This window comes from Serratia sp. L9, from assembly GCF_050632285.1.
In the GTDB taxonomy this organism is placed as follows: Bacteria; Pseudomonadota; Gammaproteobacteria; order Enterobacterales; family Enterobacteriaceae; genus Chania.
Map to the genome: position 1 here is coordinate 808,912 of NZ_CP192591.1, position 18,228 is coordinate 827,139.

Below are 18,228 nucleotides of genomic sequence, written 5' to 3' on the forward strand. Positions count from 1 at the left end.
CATCTCTCTCGATCAAAAACGATCGGCGAAGGCTCGCCGGATCTGATTAGCTCATAGTTTACGCCGGTAGTTTTTCTGCGCAAGGGCGTTTGCATTGGTTGCGCAAACGCGTATTATGCCGCCGCGCAGTTAAAAATGGGTTCCCTCACCCCATCACTTAAAAAGGTTACAACATGTATTCGTTTACCGCTCAACAACGCACAAGCGCGTTGGTTTGGCTTTCGCTATTCCATATCGCCATCATTACCTCCAGCAACTACCTGGTGCAGTTGCCGATCAGCATCTTCGGTTTTCATACCACTTGGGGGCTTTCACATTCCCGTTCATCTTCCTGGCTACGGATTTGACCGTGCGGATCTTCGGGGCTCCCCTGGCACGCAAAATCATTCTTTCGGTGATGATCCCGGCGCTGTTTATCTCTTATGTGATCTCCACCGTCACCTTCCAGGGCGAGTGGCAGGGCTTTGCCGCCCTGACCAGTTTTAACCTGTTCGTGGCGCGTATCGCCGTCGCCAGCTTTATGGCGTATGTGTTGGGGCAAATTCTGGATGTGCATGTCTTCAACCGCCTGCGCCAACGCAGCGCCTGGTGGGTAGCCCCGCTGCCGCCATGTTCCTGGGCAACATCAGCGATACGCTGGCCTTCTTCTTTATTGCCTTCTACAAAAGCAGCGACCCGTTTATGGCCGCCAACTGGGTGGAGATCGCGCTGGTCGATTACAGCTTTAAAGTAATGATTTGCCTGCTTTTCTTCCTGCCAATGTACGGCGTATTGCTTAATATGCTGCTTAAACGTCTGGCTTCACACCAGCCGGATAAGCGGTTGCAACTGAGTTAACCTTGCCTCTTGATTGCTCCTGCCAGGCAACGATTATCAGATTTTCGCTCTGGAAAAGTGAGGCAAAGTAGCCGAGTATCGTCTATTACTTGAAAAGCCTTGTGACACTATTTCTGCCCTAAGGATTTCAGTTGCCATAAGGCGGAAGCTCTCTACCTGTAAGGAATAAGGAATCCCGATGCGTAAAGTAACTAAATTGATGGGTATCAGCCTGTTAGTCCTTGGTCTGGCGGCCTGTGACGGTGAAAGCAAAGACAGCAAAGCGCCAGCGGGTGACGCGGCAGCCAGCGCGCCATCTGGGCAACAGGTGAGTTTGTTGGATGGCAAACTGGCCTTCACCCTGCCGGAAGGCATGGCTGATCAGAGCGGCAAGCTGGGTAGCCAGGCCAACAATATGCATGTCTACGCTGACAGCACTGGCCAACGCGCAGTGATCGTAATCGTCGGCGACAAAACGCCAGACAATCTGGAAGTACTGACCAAGCGCCTGGAGGAACAGCAGCGCTCCCGCGATGCCAACCTGCAGGTGATCACCAATAAGGCCATCGACGTTAACGGCGTACCGTTGCGCCAGTTGGACACCATCATCACCAGCGGTGGCCAGAAGGCATACTCTTCCATCGTACTGGGTTCAGTGGATGGCAATTTGCTGACCGTTCAGATAACTCTGCCAGCAGATAACCAACAGCAGGCGCAAAGCCAGGCTGAAGGTATTATCAATACACTGAAAATCAAGAAGTAATAGAAAGGGCCGGCATGCCGGCCCCTTTGACACGCTTACGCCAGGGCCTGCGCCAGCAGGGTGATCGGATGTTCGCAGCGCTTGCTGGTCGACATTTCAATCTGCCATTTGCAGGTTTCGCAATCGGTAATCACCATATCCACGCCGCTCGCCTCAATCTGGCGGAACAGCGAGGCACCAATGCCTTGCGAAGTCTCATAGTTTTCCGACTTGAAGCCGTAAGTCCCGGCAATACCACAACATTGCGAATCCAGCACCACCAGTTCCAGCCCAGGGATCTGCCGTAGCAGTTCCAGCGTGTAGGCTGTCCAGCCCATTTTCTCCATATGGCACGGCGTATGATAAGCCACCCGCAGCGGGGTAGGTTTCAGCGGTAACGTGCGGCCCTGATTGATCAGGCGGTAAAGATAGCGCGTTGCCAATTCAACCCGTTCACGCACCGCCGAGGTGTCTACGTCCAGCAAATGCGGGTACTCATCACGCAGGGTGAAAGTACAGCTCGAGGAAGTGGCAACCACCGGGATACCGCGTGTCAGCACCGCATCATGCAGCGATTCGGCATTCACTTTGGCCTGTTTTTTCGCCTGATCGATAAAGCCGTTGGCAATCAGGGGGACGCCGCAGCATTTTTCGCGTTTCAGCAGTTGCACACCGATATCCATCGCGTTAAACACCTTGATCAGGTCTTTACCCAACTGCGGATGGTTGTAATTGACAAAACACCCGTGGAAAAACGCCACCTGCTCGGCATAGCGCTGTTGCTGTTCCGCCTGCTGTCGATACCAGCGGCGGAAAGTACCAAACGAGTATTTCGGCAACTCACGCCGGTGGTCGATCTTCAACGCCTTATCCAACAGTTTACGCACCGGCTTGAGGCCAGTAGTGGCGTTAACGATCGGCGCAAACGGCGTCGACAGTGACCCCATAAGGTCGGTGTGGCTGAGAATGGCATCGCGCAGCGTCGGTTTATGCTGGCTGAAATTGGCGCGGGCACGCTGAATGATGTCGCCGATTTTAACGTCGGAAGGGCAAGCCACTTCGCAACGTTTGCAGTTGGTGCAATATTTCAGCGCTTCATCGTACAGTGCCGGATCTTTCAAACGCAGGCGCTCACCGTCTGGCCCAGCCTGCTTTGGCCCCGGATAGAGCGGATTCACCTTGGCTACCGGACAATAAGTGGTACAGACGGTGCATTTGATGCACTTTTCGAAACTGTTATCTTTTAACAGGCTCATACTGAAACCTCCTGTGCCGCGATCTGCTGTGCGACGTGCAGCGCACCAATCAGCGAAACCCCGGCACCACATCCTTGCTGTAGCGGATCGTAACCGCCAACCACCGCACCGACAGCATACAGATTGGCGATCGCCTCACCCTGCTTAAGGGCTCGCAGCTGGGTATCCGTTTGCACCCCAAATTGCAGATAAGGCTGCGCGGCGAACAAATCCGGCTGGCACCAGTCGGCACGCTCGGTCTTGCTGAAGACATCCAGGCCAAACACCGGCTCACGAACGCCAGTAAAATCAGCCACCAACCCGTTGCTAAAGAAGCTCCCACTGGCCAATACCACCTGCTGCGCCCGCAGCGGAATATCGGTGTGATTACGGGTATACAGGCCGGTAATCCGTTGCCCATCGAAACGGGCCCGCAACACGGTGTCACCCGGCATAAATACCCCGCCCAGTTGCTGCAAGCGTTGGCGCAAAGCCTGGTGTAACCGCATCCCAAGCACGGAAGGAGGCAGTGTCGGCAGCAAGAAGACCGGCTTGCCAACGGCCTGGCGCAGCGCCATCAGCGGCTCATCACTCTCCAGCCCCAGGCAGGCTGGCAGGAAGATCGCTTCAGCTTCTCCAGCCTGGCGTTTCACTTCTTCCGCCAATGCCGCCAAGTGCTCTGGCAGATCCAGCACGCGGGCGATATTCACCGCGCGAAATTCACTCGGGTTATTACGCAGACGATCCAATACCGGCAAATGCAGAAACTCTACCGCTGCCGTAATGCCCTGCTCTTCAGCTAATGAGCTGGCGGCCATTTGTGGTTGAAAATCCAGGAAACCTTCAATCCCCAGCACCGCAATGTTTTGCCAGGGCAGTTTGCCTGCCAGCGGCAAAACCGGGATCGCCTGTGGGCTGAGCCAGGTGGCTCGGGAAGTCCCTAACGGAGTAACACGCAGATGGTTTTGTTCACTGCTGCCCTGCATTTGCAAGCCGCAACGCTGCAACAGCTGTTCAGCTTCGGTGGCCAGCCTGGCCACCTGTGTAGCACCAATCAGGCTGTAAGGATGCTGTGCCGCCTGTTGTGCCAAAGCGGGCAAGGCAGCCGCCGGTGAGGCTACCGGTGTGCCATCGGGCAATTGAGCCAGCAAATCGAGCGAACCGGAAGAGAAATAGAGCGCACTCTGGCCAGAACTGACCACCGCACAGCGTTTACCCAGCTCGGCTAAACGAACGGCGCAGCTCAAACCGGCCAGACCACCGCCAATCACCACCACATCAAATTGCATCATCCGCCTCCTGCTTACGGTCATCACGGGCATCGAGCCCGCATAACCCTTGGTAAACCCAACTGGTGAATTCGCTCTCGCGCAGCGCATCGCCCCAGGCGATGGGCCGCACCCCTTTCCAGCGTTCATTGAGGAAGTGGGAGAGCTGGGCGATGGATTGCTGCGGTGTGGTCACGTTAAAGCGCGTCAGTAGGCCAGCGGCACGGCAGGCGCACAGTTCCCCTGGCAGGTGCCCATCCCCACGCGGGTGCGGCGGCGTAAATCAACCAGGTTGTTGACGGTCAGGGTATTCACTGCATAGCGGACTTCCCCGGCGGTGACCGCTTCGCATTCACACACCAGGCTGTTGTCCAGGCGGTTACCGGATGGCACCAGACTGGCGCGATCGCCGTGGCGATATATCGCTGAACCGCGAATACTGGCTGGCAAAGCCACCACGTTACGCACGGTTTCTTCTGCGGATTGGCGAGATCCCGGCAAGGCTTCTTCTGCGGTGGTGCAAGGGCTATCGACACCCAGCTTGGCGCAGACCATATCGGTGGCCCATTGCGCCATCAGCCGGTAAGTCATCAGCTTGCCGCCGGTAATGGTGATAAAACCTTCCAGCCCATCCCGCACCGCATGATCGAGCAGGACAATGCCACGGCTGACGTTGCGCCCGGTAGGATCGTCGTCGCGGCCCACCAGTGGCCGGACTCCGGCATAAGCCCGCAGAATACGGGTTTGAGCCAGCTCAGGGGCCAGCAGAGAACCTTCACGGATCAACACATCCACTTCCTGAGGCGTAACCACCATATTGTCGATTTGGTCGTAATCAATATGTGTGGAAGTCGTGCCAATCAGCGAAATAGTGTCACCCGGCACCAGAATGTCGGCATCCGCCGGTTTACGACAACGGTTGATCACCATGTTGTTAATGCGATGGCCCAGGATCAACAGCGCCCCTTTGGATGGGAACATGCGAACGCGCAGATCGGCGTATTCGGCGATCTGCTGGCCCCATATCCCTGCAGCATTCACCACTACCTGCGCATAAATGTCGTATTGACGCGCCGCTTGATGGTCGAAAACGCTCACGCCATTCACACGGTCGCCCACGCGTATCAGACCGGTAACTTGATGATAGGTAAGGATCTGCGCGCCATATGCACGGGCATCAAGCATATTGGCCGCGGTTAAGCGAAAAGGATCAACCGTGCCATCCGGCACGCGTACCGCGCCGATCAGGCTTGGGTTGGCCGCTGGTTCCAGACGCAGCGCCAGTTGGGGGTCGATGGCTTCGGCCTCGATCCCGGCGTTGCGGCAGGCGGATATAAACTGTTGCTGATAGGCCAGCGAATCTTGCGGCAAGGTAATAAACAGACCATCAGTACGCTCGATACAGTGATGAGCAATACGCTTGAGAATGCGGTTTTCTTCGATACATTCGCGAGCCGACTCATCATCGGTCACCGCATAGCGAGCGCCGCTGTGCAGCAGACCATGGTTACGGCCCGTGGCACCGGTGGCAATGTCATGCCGCTCCAGCAATACACAGCGCAAGCCTCGCCGCGCACAATCACGAGCGATCCCCGCGCCGGTGGCTCCGCCGCCAATAATGATCACATCCGTTTCGGTCACTGGTGAGTTGTTGCTCATCACGCCCCCTAAGCCTGTAGTTATGAGTTTATTTAGCCACAGTTACTGGGGTCTTTGTTTGATAAGGAACAATAACGAACAAAAAACGAAAACAAAATGTCCTTAAAAAACCATCAATGTGATCAATATCACGAGTTTTTTGCGATTACCTATTTCATAACGTTAACCAATCGCTCAAAATCCGCCACGGTTTCATAAAAGTGTAACAAATGCGCCTTCCATCACAGTGACGTTTGTTGGTTTTCACTAGGATTACGCTCGTTATAGAACAATTTGACAACACTTCTGGCATCCGCTCGACCATCTTCAGGATATCCGTTTCCTGCTGATGCAATAAATAACTGATAAAGCCATCGGAGGCGCTCATGTTGAGTATTTTTAAACCAGCCGCACACATTTCACGTGTGCCGGTAGATAAGGTAGACCCGCTCTACCGCAAGCTACGCTGGCAAATTTTTATGGGGATCTTTTTCGGTTACGCAGCTTACTATCTGGTGCGTAAAAACTTCACCCTGGCGATGCCGTATCTGATCGATCAGGGGTTCAGCCGTGGTGACCTGGGCTTTGCACTGTCAGGGATCTCCATTGCCTACGGTTTCTCCAAGTTTATCATGGGCTCGGTTTCTGACCGTTCCAATCCCCGGGTATTCTTGCCTGCCGGCCTGATCCTGGCCGCCGCCGTAATGCTGTTTATGGGCTTCGTGCCTTGGGCAACCTCCAGCATCGCCGTGATGTTCGTGCTGTTGTTCCTGTGCGGTTGGTTCCAGGGTATGGGTTGGCCTCCGTGTGGCCGTACCATGGTTCACTGGTGGTCGCAGAAAGAGCGTGGCGGTATCGTTTCGGTGTGGAACTGCGCCCACAACGTGGGTGGCGGTCTGCCTCCACTGCTGTTCCTGCTGGGTATGGCGTGGTTTAACGATTGGCATGCGGCGCTGTATATGCCTGCTTTCGGCGCGATCCTGGTGGCGCTGATCGCCTTCGCATTGATGCGTGACACCCCGCAATCTTGTGGCCTGCCACCGATTGAAGAGTACAAAAACGACTATCCGGATGATTACACCCAAGAAGCAGAAGAAGAACTGACAGCCAAACAGATCTTCATGCAGTATGTGCTGCCAAACAAACTGCTGTGGTACATCGCTATCGCCAACGTGTTTGTCTATCTGTTGCGCTACGGCATCCTGGACTGGTCACCAACCTACCTGAAAGAAGTGAAACACTTCGCGTTGGACAAGTCCTCCTGGGCCTACTTCCTGTACGAATATGCCGGTATTCCAGGCACCCTGCTGTGCGGCTGGATGTCGGACAAGGTGTTTAAAGGCAACCGTGGCGCTACCGGGGTGTTCTTTATGACGCTGGTGACTATCGCCACTGTCGTTTACTGGCTGAACCCGGTGGGCAACCCTGGCATCGATATGGCCTGTATGATCACCATCGGCTTCCTGATCTACGGCCCGGTCATGCTGATTGGTCTGCACGCTCTGGAACTGGCACCGAAAAAAGCGGCAGGTACCGCAGCTGGCTTCACCGGTCTGTTCGGTTATCTGGGCGGTTCGGTCGCAGCGAGCGCCATCGTCGGTTACACCGTTGACTACTTCGGTTGGGACGGCGGCTTTATGGTCATGATCGGCGGCAGCATCGGCGCAGTACTTCTGCTGATACTGACCATGTTCAGCGAGAAGAAACACCACGCAGAAATCGCGGCCAAACGCGGCTAATTTCGCCACAACGCTTTTTGCATAATCTTTACCCTAAGGATTTCAAGTAGCAACGCTGCAGCTTGAAAGACGACAGGTAACAAGGCCGCACTCTCTGCGGCCTTTTTCATAGCCTCTACCTACAACATGGAGAATCACAGAATGCGGACTCAAACCAAAACCCTGCTGACGGGGATCATTCTTGCCACTTCAATGCTCAGTGCCGCACAAGCTGCGGATAAAATTGTTATTGCTCACCGCGGTGCCAGCGGCTACCTGCCAGAACACACGCTGCCAGCCAAAGCGATGGCCTATGCGCAAGGTGCCAATTTCCTTGAACAAGACTTGGTGATGACCAAAGACAACGAGCTGGTCGTGTTGCATGACCACTATCTGGATCGCGTTACCGATGTCGCCGAACGTTTCCCGGATCGCGCACGTAAAGATGGGCGCTACTACGCCATCGACTTCACGTTGCCTGAAATCAAGTCGCTGAAGTTCACCGAAGGCTTTGATATTAAAGACGGTAAGCAGGTACAAAGCTACCCTGGCCGCTTCCCGATGGGCAAATCCGACTTCCGCGTGCATACCTTCCAGGAAGAGATCGAATTTGTGCAGGGCCTGAACCATTCAACCGGCAAAAACATCGGTATCTATCCGGAAATCAAGGCGCCATGGTTCCACCAGCAGGAAGGCAAAGACATCTCTACCAAGGTGTTGGAAGTGCTGAAGCAGTATGGTTACACCAGCAAAAGCGACAACGTCTACCTGCAGTGCTTTGATGCCAACGAGTTGAAACGCATCAAAGAACAGTTAGAACCCAAAATGGGGATGGATCTGAAGCTGGTACAGCTGATTGCCTATACCGACTGGAACGAAACCTACGAGCAGAAGGCCGATGGCAAGTGGGTGAACTATGACTACGACTGGATGTTCAAGCCGGGTGCGATGAAGAAGATCGCCAAATATGCCGATGGCATCGGGCCGGACTATCACATGCTGATCGTTGAAGAGAAATCCAAACCGAACCAAATCGTGCTGACCAATATGGTGAAAGAAGCTCACGCCAGCAATATGGCGGTGCATCCTTACACCATCCGCGCCGATAAGCTGCCGAAGTATGCCACCGATGTGAACCAGCTCTTTGATGCGATATACAATCAGGCTGGCGTTGACGGGGTGTTTACCGACTTCCCGGATAAAGGTGTGCAGTTCCTGCAAAAGCAGGGGCAACATCAATAATTCTGCGCCCCTCCCCACCGGTTTACCCGGTGGGGTTCCGTCTGACGCTAGCGACCCAGGCTGCTGCAACAGCAATAATGATCCCCCATCTTGATTATTACCCTGCGTGATGAAAGGATACGGACGTCGGCGATTAATAAGGAATAGCGATCGTGGAACGTTCTGTCTTGCTGCATCATATTAAAACATCATGTTATGCCCTATCCGCGATAGTGCTGACCGGTTGGGTCACCGATGCGCTGAATGAAGGGTTGATTTTCAAGATGATATTACGCTTCTTCCGCCCAGATGATGTTGAGCGTTATTCACACCCGTTTACCGATCTAGTCAGCTTCTTCATCTGGTTTATTCCCTTACTGTTCACCACGCTGCTGTTATTGCTGGCTTCGGTCATGACGTTACACCATGTTAAAAAGCCGCATCTCTACCGGATAACCAAGAGAAAACCGTTGCTGCACGGGCCTCATGTGGTCGGCACCCCGGGGGTTGGGCAACTCGCCGCTTTTTTGCAAACCTATGCCGCCGCAGAGAAATTATCGCTGCTGGTACCGCAAGCCTTACAGCCACAATATCAAGCCGAGCTGGCGAAGCTTGAAGGGGATAACAATATTGCGGTCCATCTGCTCAAGGAAAATGACGATCTGCAAAAAATAGCGCTTGAATTGGAACAGTGGATAAAAAAGGAAATGAAAAACAGGCAAGCTGAAAACACCAGCCGGTTATTTTTCGATATCAGTTATGCGTCGCCGGTTCGCAGCAGCGCTGCATTATTTTGCAGCCTGGATCAGGATATAGAGCTGATTCAGGGGACCCCTGACGGGCAATTATCTTCCTATGATTTGGTCTGCAAGGTGCAGGAATAACGCCTCACAACTGCCCGTGTAATCGGGCGCGGAATGACGGTGCCAACAGATAATCCATGCACCAGCGGCAGACCTTGCCCATGCCATCGGAACGGGCCGCAAAAAAGATCTGCGTGGCATGCTTGTGTTCCTGCATCGGTTTTTTAACCAATGAGCCCGCATTCAGCAGCGGTAATACCAGATGATGTGGCACATAACCGATAGCGATATTACGCTGGATAAGCTCAATGGCGGTGGCAAAATCCGGCACAAACATCGGCTTTTGCCCTTCCAGTAGCCAGGCCTGCTGCGGCACAAAGTTGACCGCAGTATCACGGATACAGATCGCCGGGTACTGCCGCAGTTCGGTGTTTTGCAAGGGCTGAACCTGTATCGCCAGGGGATGTTGTGGCCCAACGACAAAATCCCACTCCAAGTGGCCGATAGACTCGCTGATAATCCCTTCGGTACTTGGCACCGCATGCGGCGCGCCGATCACCAGGTTGGCCCTTTTCCCATACAGTGCATCCCAACAGCCGTTGTAAACCTCAGTATCAATGGTCAGGCGGGTGGAAGGAAACCTCTGCTCAAAATCGCAGACAAACTCGACGATGGCCGAGCGTGGGATAATATTGTTCACTGCGATCGTCAATTCCTGCTCCACGCCACCGTGGATCAGGGCGGTATTGCGCCGTAACGCCTCCAAGTCGTTGAGAATGGTTTTGCTGTGCTCAATAAAATATTCACCCGCCGGGGTAAGTTCGATATAGCGGCCTTTACGCAAGAACAGCTCGACGCCAAAACTCTCCTCTAACTTTTTTACCGTGTAGCTAATCGCGGAAGGGACTTTATTCAGGTGCTCGGCGGCGCTAGTAATACTCTGGTATTTAGCAACCAGATGTACCACTCGCAATGTTTCGTCGGAGATAAACATAATGATTCCCTGAAGCGGCCTGGAGAGGAGAGACTGCCAGCACGCTGGCAGTCTGTTCATTATGCTGGATTATACCTGATTATTTGTTTGCACCTATCCGGCTCAACACTATGTAACCCGCGCAAGCCACCAGGATAGAGTCCACCGAAGGGATGGTGGTCAGGGTAAACAGGCCTTTGATGGTCATAAAACCCACGGCAGAACCGGCTATCCAGGCGACAAAGGTCAGCAGTTTGATTTGCGGTTCTGCTGCCAACACGCTTTCCTGGTAGCCGTTACGGCGATAGAGGAAAAAGTCGGCAATATAGATACCGGCAACCGGCGGTGTGGCAATGCCCAGGAACAGCAAGAATGGGATAAACCAGCCCATGATATCCATGCTGCCAACGATCGCCGACAGTACCCCCAACGCCAGAGTGATCTGCCATTTAGGGAAGCGGGTCAACAGGGTTGAAACCACCAGCGTCCCCTGGAACATATTGCCTGCGTTGCCGGTGATGCAGGCAAAAATCAGCAAGAGTGCCGCTGGCAACACCGAGCCAAACGCCGCCATCGCTGCCAGCAGAGAGCCCTGACCACTCAGGGCACTTGGCGTTGCCCCTACCCAGTACAGCAGAGGATAGGCCACAAGGAAGGTGATTGCGGCAGCAATCAAGGCATGTTTGCGGTTATGCACGAAGCTGCCAAAGTCCGGCAAGGTGGCGACCAGCACGATAATCGTCCCCACCACGGTAGACACCGCCACACCGATCTCCATGCTGCCCACGCTCTGCACCAGTTCCACCTGGCCGTGCGTCGCCACATACAGGATATAACACAGCACCAGCGCAATTACCGGCACCGCGATTTGCGCCACTTTACCCAGCACCGCAAACCCAAAGGCGGTGGAAGCGACAAAGATGCAGCAACCGACGGCAACCAACAGCGGCGTTGGTACGTTCATACCTTGTTGCGCCAGCAGATCGTGAACCGAATGGCCGAACATATTGGCGGTCACCGCAATCCAGCCGAACAGGCTGATCGCCAGCAGGATGTTGATGGCAACCGCCCCACGCTCGCCAAAAGGATATTTCACGATGCCGTAGGTCGGTAGCCGGGCCTTTTCACCTACGCTGATGGTGATGGCAGCCAGCACCGTCAGGATAAGCCCCCCAATGCCACCACGGTGATCAAACCCGAGCGGGATAACTGACTGCCCAAGCTGGAAGAAGAGAGCAACACTGGGGTGACCGCAATCCCCAGCAGGATCATCGCAATATGAAAACCAGATGCTGTATTGATGTTTTCGTCTGTTTTACGCATACATGACTCCTTGTGAGTTACCAGCAATCAGCTCAACCAGTAAAGGCTTCGCCGGTATACTGCCGCCAACCGCCGTGATCGGTGATTTCCTGTTGCCCTTCTACCAGCCAAGGCTCTGCCAGCACGCCCAGCACTTCGCTGCCATCGAGCAACTTCACCTTGCCGATTGCCAGCCCGGCGGGTTCACTCAGCAACAGGGTAGCAAACGAAGCCATCGGTAATGCCCAGATCTCCAGCGAGACAGAAACTCCGCCTTCCATCACCCGGATCATGCCTGGGTGACGATCGTTAATACTCCACAGCCGGTAATGGGCGTCGGTTTGATCTTCACGGACAAAGACACCACCGGCCGCGGTCATGTTGCCGTTAAGTTCCAGGCCGCGCATCAGGGTGCCATTTACCGCTACCAAAGTTGTCAGGCTCATTGTTGTTTCCTTTTGTGTTATGGCTTAATCCAGGTGCCGGTCTGGTGATTCAGCGCGGCTTTAATCGCCTGCGGGCTGGTGATCAAGCCTTGACCGTTTTTACCCTGTTGCTTGCTGTTGATGACAAAACGCAGGATGGCTTCGATCTTTGGCTGCATGCTGCCTGCGCCAAACTGCCCCTGCTGAAGTAATTCCTGCGCCTGCTCAATGCTCAGCGTATCCAGCCACTGCTGCTGTGGCAGACCAAAATTGATGGCAACCTGCTCAACGCCAGTCGGGATCATCAGCAGGTCGGCACCCAGTTTTTCGGCGAGCAGAGCGGAGGCAAGATCTTTGTCGATCACCGCCTCCACGCCGCGTAGCTGTTGATTTTCGTCCTGCACCACCGGGATCCCGCCGCCGCCACAGGCGATCACGATGCAGCCCTGCGCCAACAGTTGGCCGATCACTTCCAGCTCCATGATCTCCAACGGCTGCGGCGAAGGCACCGTGCGCCGCCAGCCACGGCCAGCGTCCTCCATCACCGTCCAGCCCAGTTTCTGCTGGCGCTCCAGCGCTGTCTGGTGATCGAAGAAGGCACCTACCGGTTTGTTCGGATTCTGGAATGCAGCATCGTCAATGCTGACACGGGTTTGTGTCACCAGGGCCACCACGATCCGCTTGATTCCCCGGCGTTGCAGTTCGTTATGCAGGGCTTTCTGGAACATGTAGCCGATTGCGCCCTGCGTATCGCCAACGGCATAGTCCAGCGGTACCGGCGCGACTTCTTGTACCGCCAACTCTGAGCGGCGCAGGATAAAACCGACCTGTGGCCCATTGCCGTGAGTCAGTACCAGATCCCAACCGGCTTCGATCATTTCGACGACATGCCCTACGGTTTCCATCACCGCCTGATACTGATCGGGGATGCTGTTATGTTGATCGCTCTGGATCAACGCGTTGCCACCCACGGCAACCACCGCTAAAGGTCTGCTCATGGTTGATCTCCTGCTGGCAGTGTCTTGGCCAGGGCCTGAATAGCATCAATGAAACAAGGCATCGGGGCGGTAGTGATGCCGGCTCCAATCTGCCCCACCCCGGCCTGTTTATGGGCGATTCCGGTATTAATCACCGGCAGGATCTGGCGGTCGGCCACTTTGCGGGCATCAATCCCTGCCGCCGTTGGCGCAAAGTTCAGTGCTGGCAAGGTAAAGGCCGGGTTAGCACCCACGGTGATCGCCTGCATACGGCGGCTGTTATTAGTGGCATCCGCTGGCGTACCACCGACAAACTTCACTATGGCCGGTGAGGACGCCATGGCAAAACCCCCACGCCGGCGGTTTCAGTGATGGCGCTGTCCCCCAGATCCGCTGCGGCATCGTCCACGCCGTAACCAGGGAAGAACAGCCCCTCCACCGCGTTGGCCGGCGCCTGGAACCATTGGTCGCCAGTGCCGGACAAACGAATACCGAAATTAACCCCGTTGCGGGCCATTACGGTGACGATTGAGCTGTACGGCACGCCGGTGGCGGCATCCATCATCGCCTTACATGCCGCCATCGACAGGTTGAGGAAGAAGTGATCGTTACCGGTAATAAACGCCACCACGCGCTGTAGCGTTTCCAGCGGCAGGTTGCAGGCCAGTAACGCAGGGACCAGGCGTTTAATCAGCAAGCCCGTAGCGGCAGAGTTACGGTTGTGAACCTCGTCCCCCATATGCAGCGCTTGCGCCATTAACGGCTTCAGCTCCAGTTCGCCAATCTGGCCAACTGCGGCTTTCAGCGCCGGGGCCAGTTCTTGCTTCATCCAATGCAGGCGTTGCAAGACTTCATCGTTGTTGGCGCCAAAGCGCAGCACCTTGCCCAATCCTTCATTGAAGTTGCTGAAAGCCCGCTGGCCATTGGTTTTATTCTCAATCACCCACAGCGGCATTGACGGGCTGATGATCCCGGCCATCGGGCCGACGGCCTGATGATGGTGGCATGGTTCCAGCTCAATCCGGCCCTCTATCACCAAACGCTCGGCGGCCTGATGGTCGTTAGCCCAGCCTTCAAACAGGATCGCGCCAATAATTGCGCCTTTCACCGGGCCGCACATGTCTGCCCAGGCAATCGGGGGCCCGGAGTGCAGGATCAGCTTGCGCTGGGCCATTGCCGCGATAGCTTCGCCAGCGCTCATCACATCAATCAGCACCGGTTGGGCACTCAGGTAACGTTCAAAGGCAACCTGATTGGCTTGCTCCACCAACGGGTGACGAGTCAACGCTGCCAGATCCAGACCGGCCTGGACGTTGCCCATGGCGGGCGGCTGCCAGTGCAGAGCAACCACGTCCCCCTGAGCCTGTTTCAAGTTATCGGCAAAACCGGCCAACCCGGCGTTAACCACTTTCAGTGGCTGCTGGAATAATGGGTTCATGCTGTTTCTCCGTTTTTCTCAGCCTGATTATGGGCTACCTGGCTGGCCCACAGCGCTGCCTGGGCGTTGCAATCAGCCACCAGTACGCCGGCCTGACTCAGGGCCGCCACCTGACGTGAACGTTGTTGGGGATCGGCTTCGGTGCCACACACATGAGCAATCAAAACTGGCCCTGCGGTCCTGTCGTGTTGGCTTAACAGCGCGAGAAGTTCGGTTGCAGGTTCGGCCGCTGCGCCATAACCCAGCACCAGATCAAACAGCACCACGGCGGTGTCTGCGTCGTTCAGTTCGGCCACAATGCGCTGGTTGCGCAGGGTCGGATCGATCATCGGGTGCGGCCTGCCACGGGTGAAGTCATCGTCACCCATGTCGATCAGCGTATGCCCTTGGCTACGCCAGATATCCGCCAGCCGGGTGTTGCCTTTTACCGGCGTATTGGAAGCCGCGCTAAATCCTTGCTGCTGGCATAACAGCTGCCCTTCATAGCAGAAGGTACCTCCGGCAAATACGCCACGAATGGCCCGCCGCGCGGGCGCTAAAGGCGCACTGGCTTGCTGCAGCATCTGCACATCCTGAGGCGGAATAAGCATCGCCGAACCCGGGGCTGCACTGCCATTAGCCAACGCGACGGCGATCCCTGCCGCATCGGCCAAGGTAGCCGCAGCGGTGACCCCTGGGCGGTTAATATCTTCAGGGGCCGCCCCCAGGAAGTTAACCACGACCGGTTTGCCGCAGGCCTGCGCCCGTTCAAGAATACGTTCGGCCACCGGGCGAGCTGGCGGCTTGGAAATCAGTACAATCACCTGGGTAGCCGGATCGCTGGCCAGCGCCTGCAACCCATGCAGCATGGAAATCCCACCGATCTCCTCATGCAGATCGTGGCCACCGGTGCCCAGTGCCTGTGAAATTCCCGCGCCAAGTTGATCGATACGGCAACTCACCTCCTGCAAGCCGGTGCCGGATGCGCCCACGATGCCAATCGAACCGGCTTTCACCACGTTGGCGAATCCCAGAGGCAAGCCGTTGATAATGGCGGTGCCACAGTCTGGGCCCATCACCAGCCGGTTTTTACTCTGGGCCAGCAGTTTGATCTGTTTTTCCTGCTCCAGGCTGACGTTGTCGCTGAACAGCATCACGTTCATGCCCAAATGCAGCGCCTTGATGGCTTCCGCCGCCGCATAATCCCCTGGCACGGAAATCAGTGCCAGATTGATGTCGGGCTGTTGTTCGGCGGCCATTTCCAGGCTGACCAACTGCGGCGCGCACGGGCCACCATCGGTGCCATTTTCCTGCGGCTTGCTGGTAAGGCGCTGATGCACGATCTCCAGAGCATCAAGACAGGCGGCCTCCTCCCCATGCACGGCAACCACCAGGTCGTTGGGGCCAGCCTTGCAGCCATCATCCAGACCGGCATCGCGCAGCTGAGCAAGGTTCATTTCCGTCCCCATCACCACGGAGGCCTGTTCAATACCGGGGAGTTGGCTGATTTGCGCCGAAATCTGCATCAGCGAAACCGAGTCCTGATAGAGATTGGCAAAAACTTTATGCATTACACTCATCGCATTTACCTGTACGAGATTTGCCCGCCAGCGGGATCCGGGCAAAAGGGTTCCCTGCTGAAAATTTTTTATTTTCAGCACGTTAAAAATCAATAGGTTCATCTACTCTAAATAATTCGAGTTGTAGGAAGGCAGTAAGGCCGAGAGCCACCAGGAGCATAGATACAACTATGTGACTGGGGTGAACGAACTCAGCCAACGCGCATACAGCTTGAAGTATGGCGAGTATCGACCGGGATCAAAGCGAACTTCTTAGAGTCCTCAGGCCATGTAATAATCCGGCCAAACAATCCACGCCGGAAGAAGCACCAAACTGCATCACCGCCAAAGCCGCTGCCTGAATCTGCGCGCTGGAAGTGGCAGAACCGAGTAGTGACATCAGATGGCAGATCGGCTCTGAAAAGTGGCCTGCTACGGCCCGCGCCAGATAGTGCCGGCTGATATCATTGGTACGTGACAACTGGCTGCCGATAAGATTGCGCAGCGCAGCATCGTGGGCTGCGATAGCCAACTGCCGCCGCCAGGGCCACAGCGCCGCCATGTAGCCCAATAAGTAGTCATCACCATCGGGTGTCAGCCCGCGGCCATAACCGATCAATGCAGTCACTTCGCCAGTCAACCGCACCAGGCTGTCGCCAAGCTCAAGCTGCACGACGCGTGGAGGAGAGTGACGTGAATAACGGCTTTGCTCCACGCCAGGCAATAACTGCACGTCGCTTTCACTGTTTTGCTGGCGGCAGTATTGTTCCAGTTGCCAGGCCAAGGTGGCGTAATGGCGCAGAGCCTCTGGCAACGGCGGCTCTTCATCCGAAAACCACCGTTCTGGCCGCCAACAGGGGGCCCGCCTCAGCACCACGCTCCAACCTTCACCTTGTAACACTCCGTGGTGAAAAGTGGCGTACTGCCCAACTCGCGCATGATGACGCCAGTCCCAATCACCCACCACCGGGATGCGGATCGCATCCGGCAAATCTTGAAAATCACCACTCAGCAGCGACAGCAAATAACCATCAGGGTGATGCAGATTTACCGAGCGTTGAAAGCAGCTGTGCACCCGGAGGCGATCCCAGTCTGACAGCCTGCTTGCTGCAAGATAACCGACGGAAAGTGCCGAAAACGCTGAGGTTGTCATTTTCACCTTCTGACTTCATGCCCAGGCTGGAGGCCAAGGTGATTTTCCCCTCACCCTCTCCTGCGGGGAGAGGGCCATAAGTTATGCCACGGTTATTTCTGCAAACCATCTACAATGGCGGAGGCGTTGCTGACCCAGCCAAAAATCGCGCCCTGTGCTTTGATCATCTCCAGAGCGTATTTCTGGAATTCCGGGAAATAAGACCCCACGCAGTCCTCTGGAATAATGCATTCGTAGCCACGATCGTTGGCTTCTCGCACCGTGGTATTCACACACACTTCGGTCGTCACACCGCATACAATCAGCGTTTTAATACCGTGGTTTTGCAGGATCAGGTGCAAGTCGGTCTGGTAGAACGCGCCTTTACCCGGCTTATCGATAACCGGTTCACCAGCCTGCGGGTAGAGTTCGGGGATAATGTCGTGACCGGCCTCACCACGCACCAGAATACGGCCCATCGGGCCATGGGTACCGATAAAGGTCTGGCCACCACGGGTCAATTTGGCTGGTGGGCAATCGGCAAGGTCAGCACGGTGGCCTTCACGGGTATGAATCACCAACAATCCTTTACTGCGGGCGGCGGCCAGCACCTGCTTACAAGGCTCTATGGCGCTGCGAACAAAAGAGACGTCGTTACCCAGCGCTTCACCAAAACCGCCCGGCTCAACAAAATCTTTTTGCATATCAATCATCACCAACGCGGTACTGCCAATATCAAACGGCAGGTCGAAGGGTTCTGCGTGAAAAGTTTTCTGTGTCATGGCATATCTCCTGAATCAGTATTTTTAGGCCCGGAAGGCCAGTAATCCTGGGGTATGATCCAAGTATAGATGTCTGCATCAGGCATCACAGATAAACAATTTCGCCGCCAGCGACGAATATTTTGCAGCAGATAATTACCCAGATAAAAAGTGTGAGATTGCCATTGCCGAGCTTTTTAGCTGCAATTAAATTGATGAAAGGAGGGAATTAAAATCAAAA

12 protein-coding genes and 4 pseudogenes are annotated in these 18,228 nt (G+C 55.3%); 5 read left to right on the top strand and 11 right to left on the bottom strand.

What is annotated here, in order from left to right; all coding sequences use genetic code 11:
* Window positions 1-173 precede the first annotated feature (173 nt).
* Window positions 174-837 (top strand): annotated as a pseudogene (locus ACQ86O_RS03840) (7-cyano-7-deazaguanine/7-aminomethyl-7-deazaguanine transporter).
* 178 nt (window positions 838-1,015) lie between these two features.
* Complete coding sequence (locus ACQ86O_RS03845; protein ID WP_431224194.1) at window positions 1,016-1,579, top strand: DcrB family lipoprotein; 564 nt, start codon at window positions 1,016-1,018, stop codon at window positions 1,577-1,579.
* A 35-nt stretch (window positions 1,580-1,614) separates the two neighbouring features.
* Here the strand turns inward: ACQ86O_RS03845 and glpC are convergent, their stop codons facing one another.
* The 3 genes and pseudogenes from glpC to glpA all read right to left on the bottom strand — a co-directional run bounded on the left by glpC (window position 1,615) and on the right by glpA (window position 5,720).
* A complete protein-coding gene (gene glpC / locus ACQ86O_RS03850) occupies window positions 1,615-2,814 on the bottom strand; it encodes an anaerobic glycerol-3-phosphate dehydrogenase subunit GlpC (protein ID WP_431224195.1) in 1,200 nt (399 codons plus the stop codon).
* On the bottom strand, window positions 2,811-4,082 hold the full coding sequence (gene glpB / locus ACQ86O_RS03855) for a glycerol-3-phosphate dehydrogenase subunit GlpB (RefSeq protein ID WP_431225640.1): 1,272 nt from the start codon (window positions 4,080-4,082) through the stop codon (window positions 2,811-2,813). The genes glpC and glpB overlap by 4 nt, the downstream gene beginning before the upstream one ends.
* Window positions 4,072-5,720: pseudogene (glpA, locus tag ACQ86O_RS03860) on the bottom strand (anaerobic glycerol-3-phosphate dehydrogenase subunit A). Before glpA ends, glpB begins: the two are co-directional and overlap by 11 nt.
* Window positions 5,721-6,085: 365 nt before the next feature.
* Between glpA and glpT the strand changes: the two are divergent.
* From glpT to ACQ86O_RS03875, 3 genes are all read left to right on the top strand, one after another.
* A complete protein-coding gene (gene glpT, locus ACQ86O_RS03865; protein ID WP_431224196.1) occupies window positions 6,086-7,438 on the top strand; it encodes a glycerol-3-phosphate transporter in 1,353 nt (450 codons plus the stop codon).
* Window positions 7,439-7,579: 141 nt separating this feature from the next.
* Window positions 7,580-8,659 carry a glycerophosphodiester phosphodiesterase gene (glpQ, locus tag ACQ86O_RS03870; RefSeq protein ID WP_431224197.1) on the top strand — a complete coding sequence of 360 codons (1,080 nt, stop codon included), beginning with the start codon at window positions 7,580-7,582 and terminating at the stop codon, window positions 8,657-8,659.
* 152 nt (window positions 8,660-8,811) lie between these two features.
* Window positions 8,812-9,522 (top strand): hypothetical protein, encoded by a 711-nt coding sequence (locus tag ACQ86O_RS03875; RefSeq protein ID WP_431224198.1) that lies wholly within the window; start codon window positions 8,812-8,814, stop codon window positions 9,520-9,522.
* Between the two features lie 4 nt (window positions 9,523-9,526).
* Here ACQ86O_RS03875 and ACQ86O_RS03880 read toward each other — a convergent pair whose 3' ends face one another.
* From ACQ86O_RS03880 to ACQ86O_RS03915, 8 genes and pseudogenes are all read right to left on the bottom strand, one after another.
* Complete coding sequence (locus ACQ86O_RS03880; RefSeq protein ID WP_431224199.1) at window positions 9,527-10,435, bottom strand: LysR substrate-binding domain-containing protein; 909 nt, start codon at window positions 10,433-10,435, stop codon at window positions 9,527-9,529.
* 79 nt (window positions 10,436-10,514) lie between these two features.
* Window positions 10,515-11,737: pseudogene (locus ACQ86O_RS03885) on the bottom strand (cytosine permease).
* A 32-nt stretch (window positions 11,738-11,769) separates the two neighbouring features.
* The gene (locus ACQ86O_RS03890; RefSeq protein ID WP_431224200.1) at window positions 11,770-12,162 is read right to left on the bottom strand and encodes an allophanate hydrolase-related protein; all 393 of its coding nucleotides are present in this window, start codon (window positions 12,160-12,162) and stop codon (window positions 11,770-11,772) included.
* A gap of 17 nt (window positions 12,163-12,179) precedes the next feature.
* Entirely contained in the window at window positions 12,180-13,139 is a 960-nt protein-coding gene (gene arcC, locus ACQ86O_RS03895; RefSeq protein WP_431224201.1) for a carbamate kinase, read from the bottom strand.
* Window positions 13,136-14,556, bottom strand: a pseudogene (locus tag ACQ86O_RS03900) (DUF1116 domain-containing protein). The gene arcC and the pseudogene ACQ86O_RS03900 overlap by 4 nt, the downstream one beginning before the upstream one ends.
* A complete protein-coding gene (gene fdrA / locus ACQ86O_RS03905; RefSeq protein WP_431224202.1) occupies window positions 14,553-16,115 on the bottom strand; it encodes an acyl-CoA synthetase FdrA in 1,563 nt (520 codons plus the stop codon). The pseudogene ACQ86O_RS03900 and the gene fdrA overlap by 4 nt, the downstream one beginning before the upstream one ends.
* A gap of 238 nt (window positions 16,116-16,353) precedes the next feature.
* A complete protein-coding gene (locus ACQ86O_RS03910) occupies window positions 16,354-17,247 on the bottom strand; it encodes a DUF2877 domain-containing protein (protein WP_431224203.1) in 894 nt (297 codons plus the stop codon).
* A gap of 92 nt (window positions 17,248-17,339) precedes the next feature.
* Window positions 17,340-18,008 (bottom strand): cysteine hydrolase family protein, encoded by a 669-nt coding sequence (locus ACQ86O_RS03915; protein ID WP_431224204.1) that lies wholly within the window; start codon window positions 18,006-18,008, stop codon window positions 17,340-17,342.
* Window positions 18,009-18,228 lie beyond the last annotated feature (220 nt).

What these genes read in the sequence shown, in the direction of transcription:
- ACQ86O_RS03845 (WP_431224194.1), top strand. Translation starts at nt 1,016, where the DNA reads ATGCGTAAAGTAACTAAATTGATGGGTATCAGCCTGTTAGTCCTTGGT.
- glpC (WP_431224195.1), bottom strand. Translation starts at nt 2,814, where the DNA reads ATGAGCCTGTTAAAAGATAACAGTTTCGAAAAGTGCATCAAATGCACC.
- glpB (WP_431225640.1), bottom strand. Translation starts at nt 4,082, where the DNA reads ATGCAATTTGATGTGGTGGTGATTGGCGGTGGTCTGGCCGGTTTGAGC.
- glpT (WP_431224196.1), top strand. Translation starts at nt 6,086, where the DNA reads ATGTTGAGTATTTTTAAACCAGCCGCACACATTTCACGTGTGCCGGTA.
- glpQ (WP_431224197.1), top strand. Translation starts at nt 7,580, where the DNA reads ATGCGGACTCAAACCAAAACCCTGCTGACGGGGATCATTCTTGCCACT.
- ACQ86O_RS03880 (WP_431224199.1), bottom strand. Translation starts at nt 10,435, where the DNA reads ATGTTTATCTCCGACGAAACATTGCGAGTGGTACATCTGGTTGCTAAA.
- ACQ86O_RS03890 (WP_431224200.1), bottom strand. Translation starts at nt 12,162, where the DNA reads ATGAGCCTGACAACTTTGGTAGCGGTAAATGGCACCCTGATGCGCGGC.
- arcC (WP_431224201.1), bottom strand. Translation starts at nt 13,139, where the DNA reads ATGAGCAGACCTTTAGCGGTGGTTGCCGTGGGTGGCAACGCGTTGATC.
- fdrA (WP_431224202.1), bottom strand. Translation starts at nt 16,115, where the DNA reads ATGAGTGTAATGCATAAAGTTTTTGCCAATCTCTATCAGGACTCGGTT.
- ACQ86O_RS03910 (WP_431224203.1), bottom strand. Translation starts at nt 17,247, where the DNA reads ATGACAACCTCAGCGTTTTCGGCACTTTCCGTCGGTTATCTTGCAGCA.
- ACQ86O_RS03915 (WP_431224204.1), bottom strand. Translation starts at nt 18,008, where the DNA reads ATGACACAGAAAACTTTTCACGCAGAACCCTTCGACCTGCCGTTTGAT.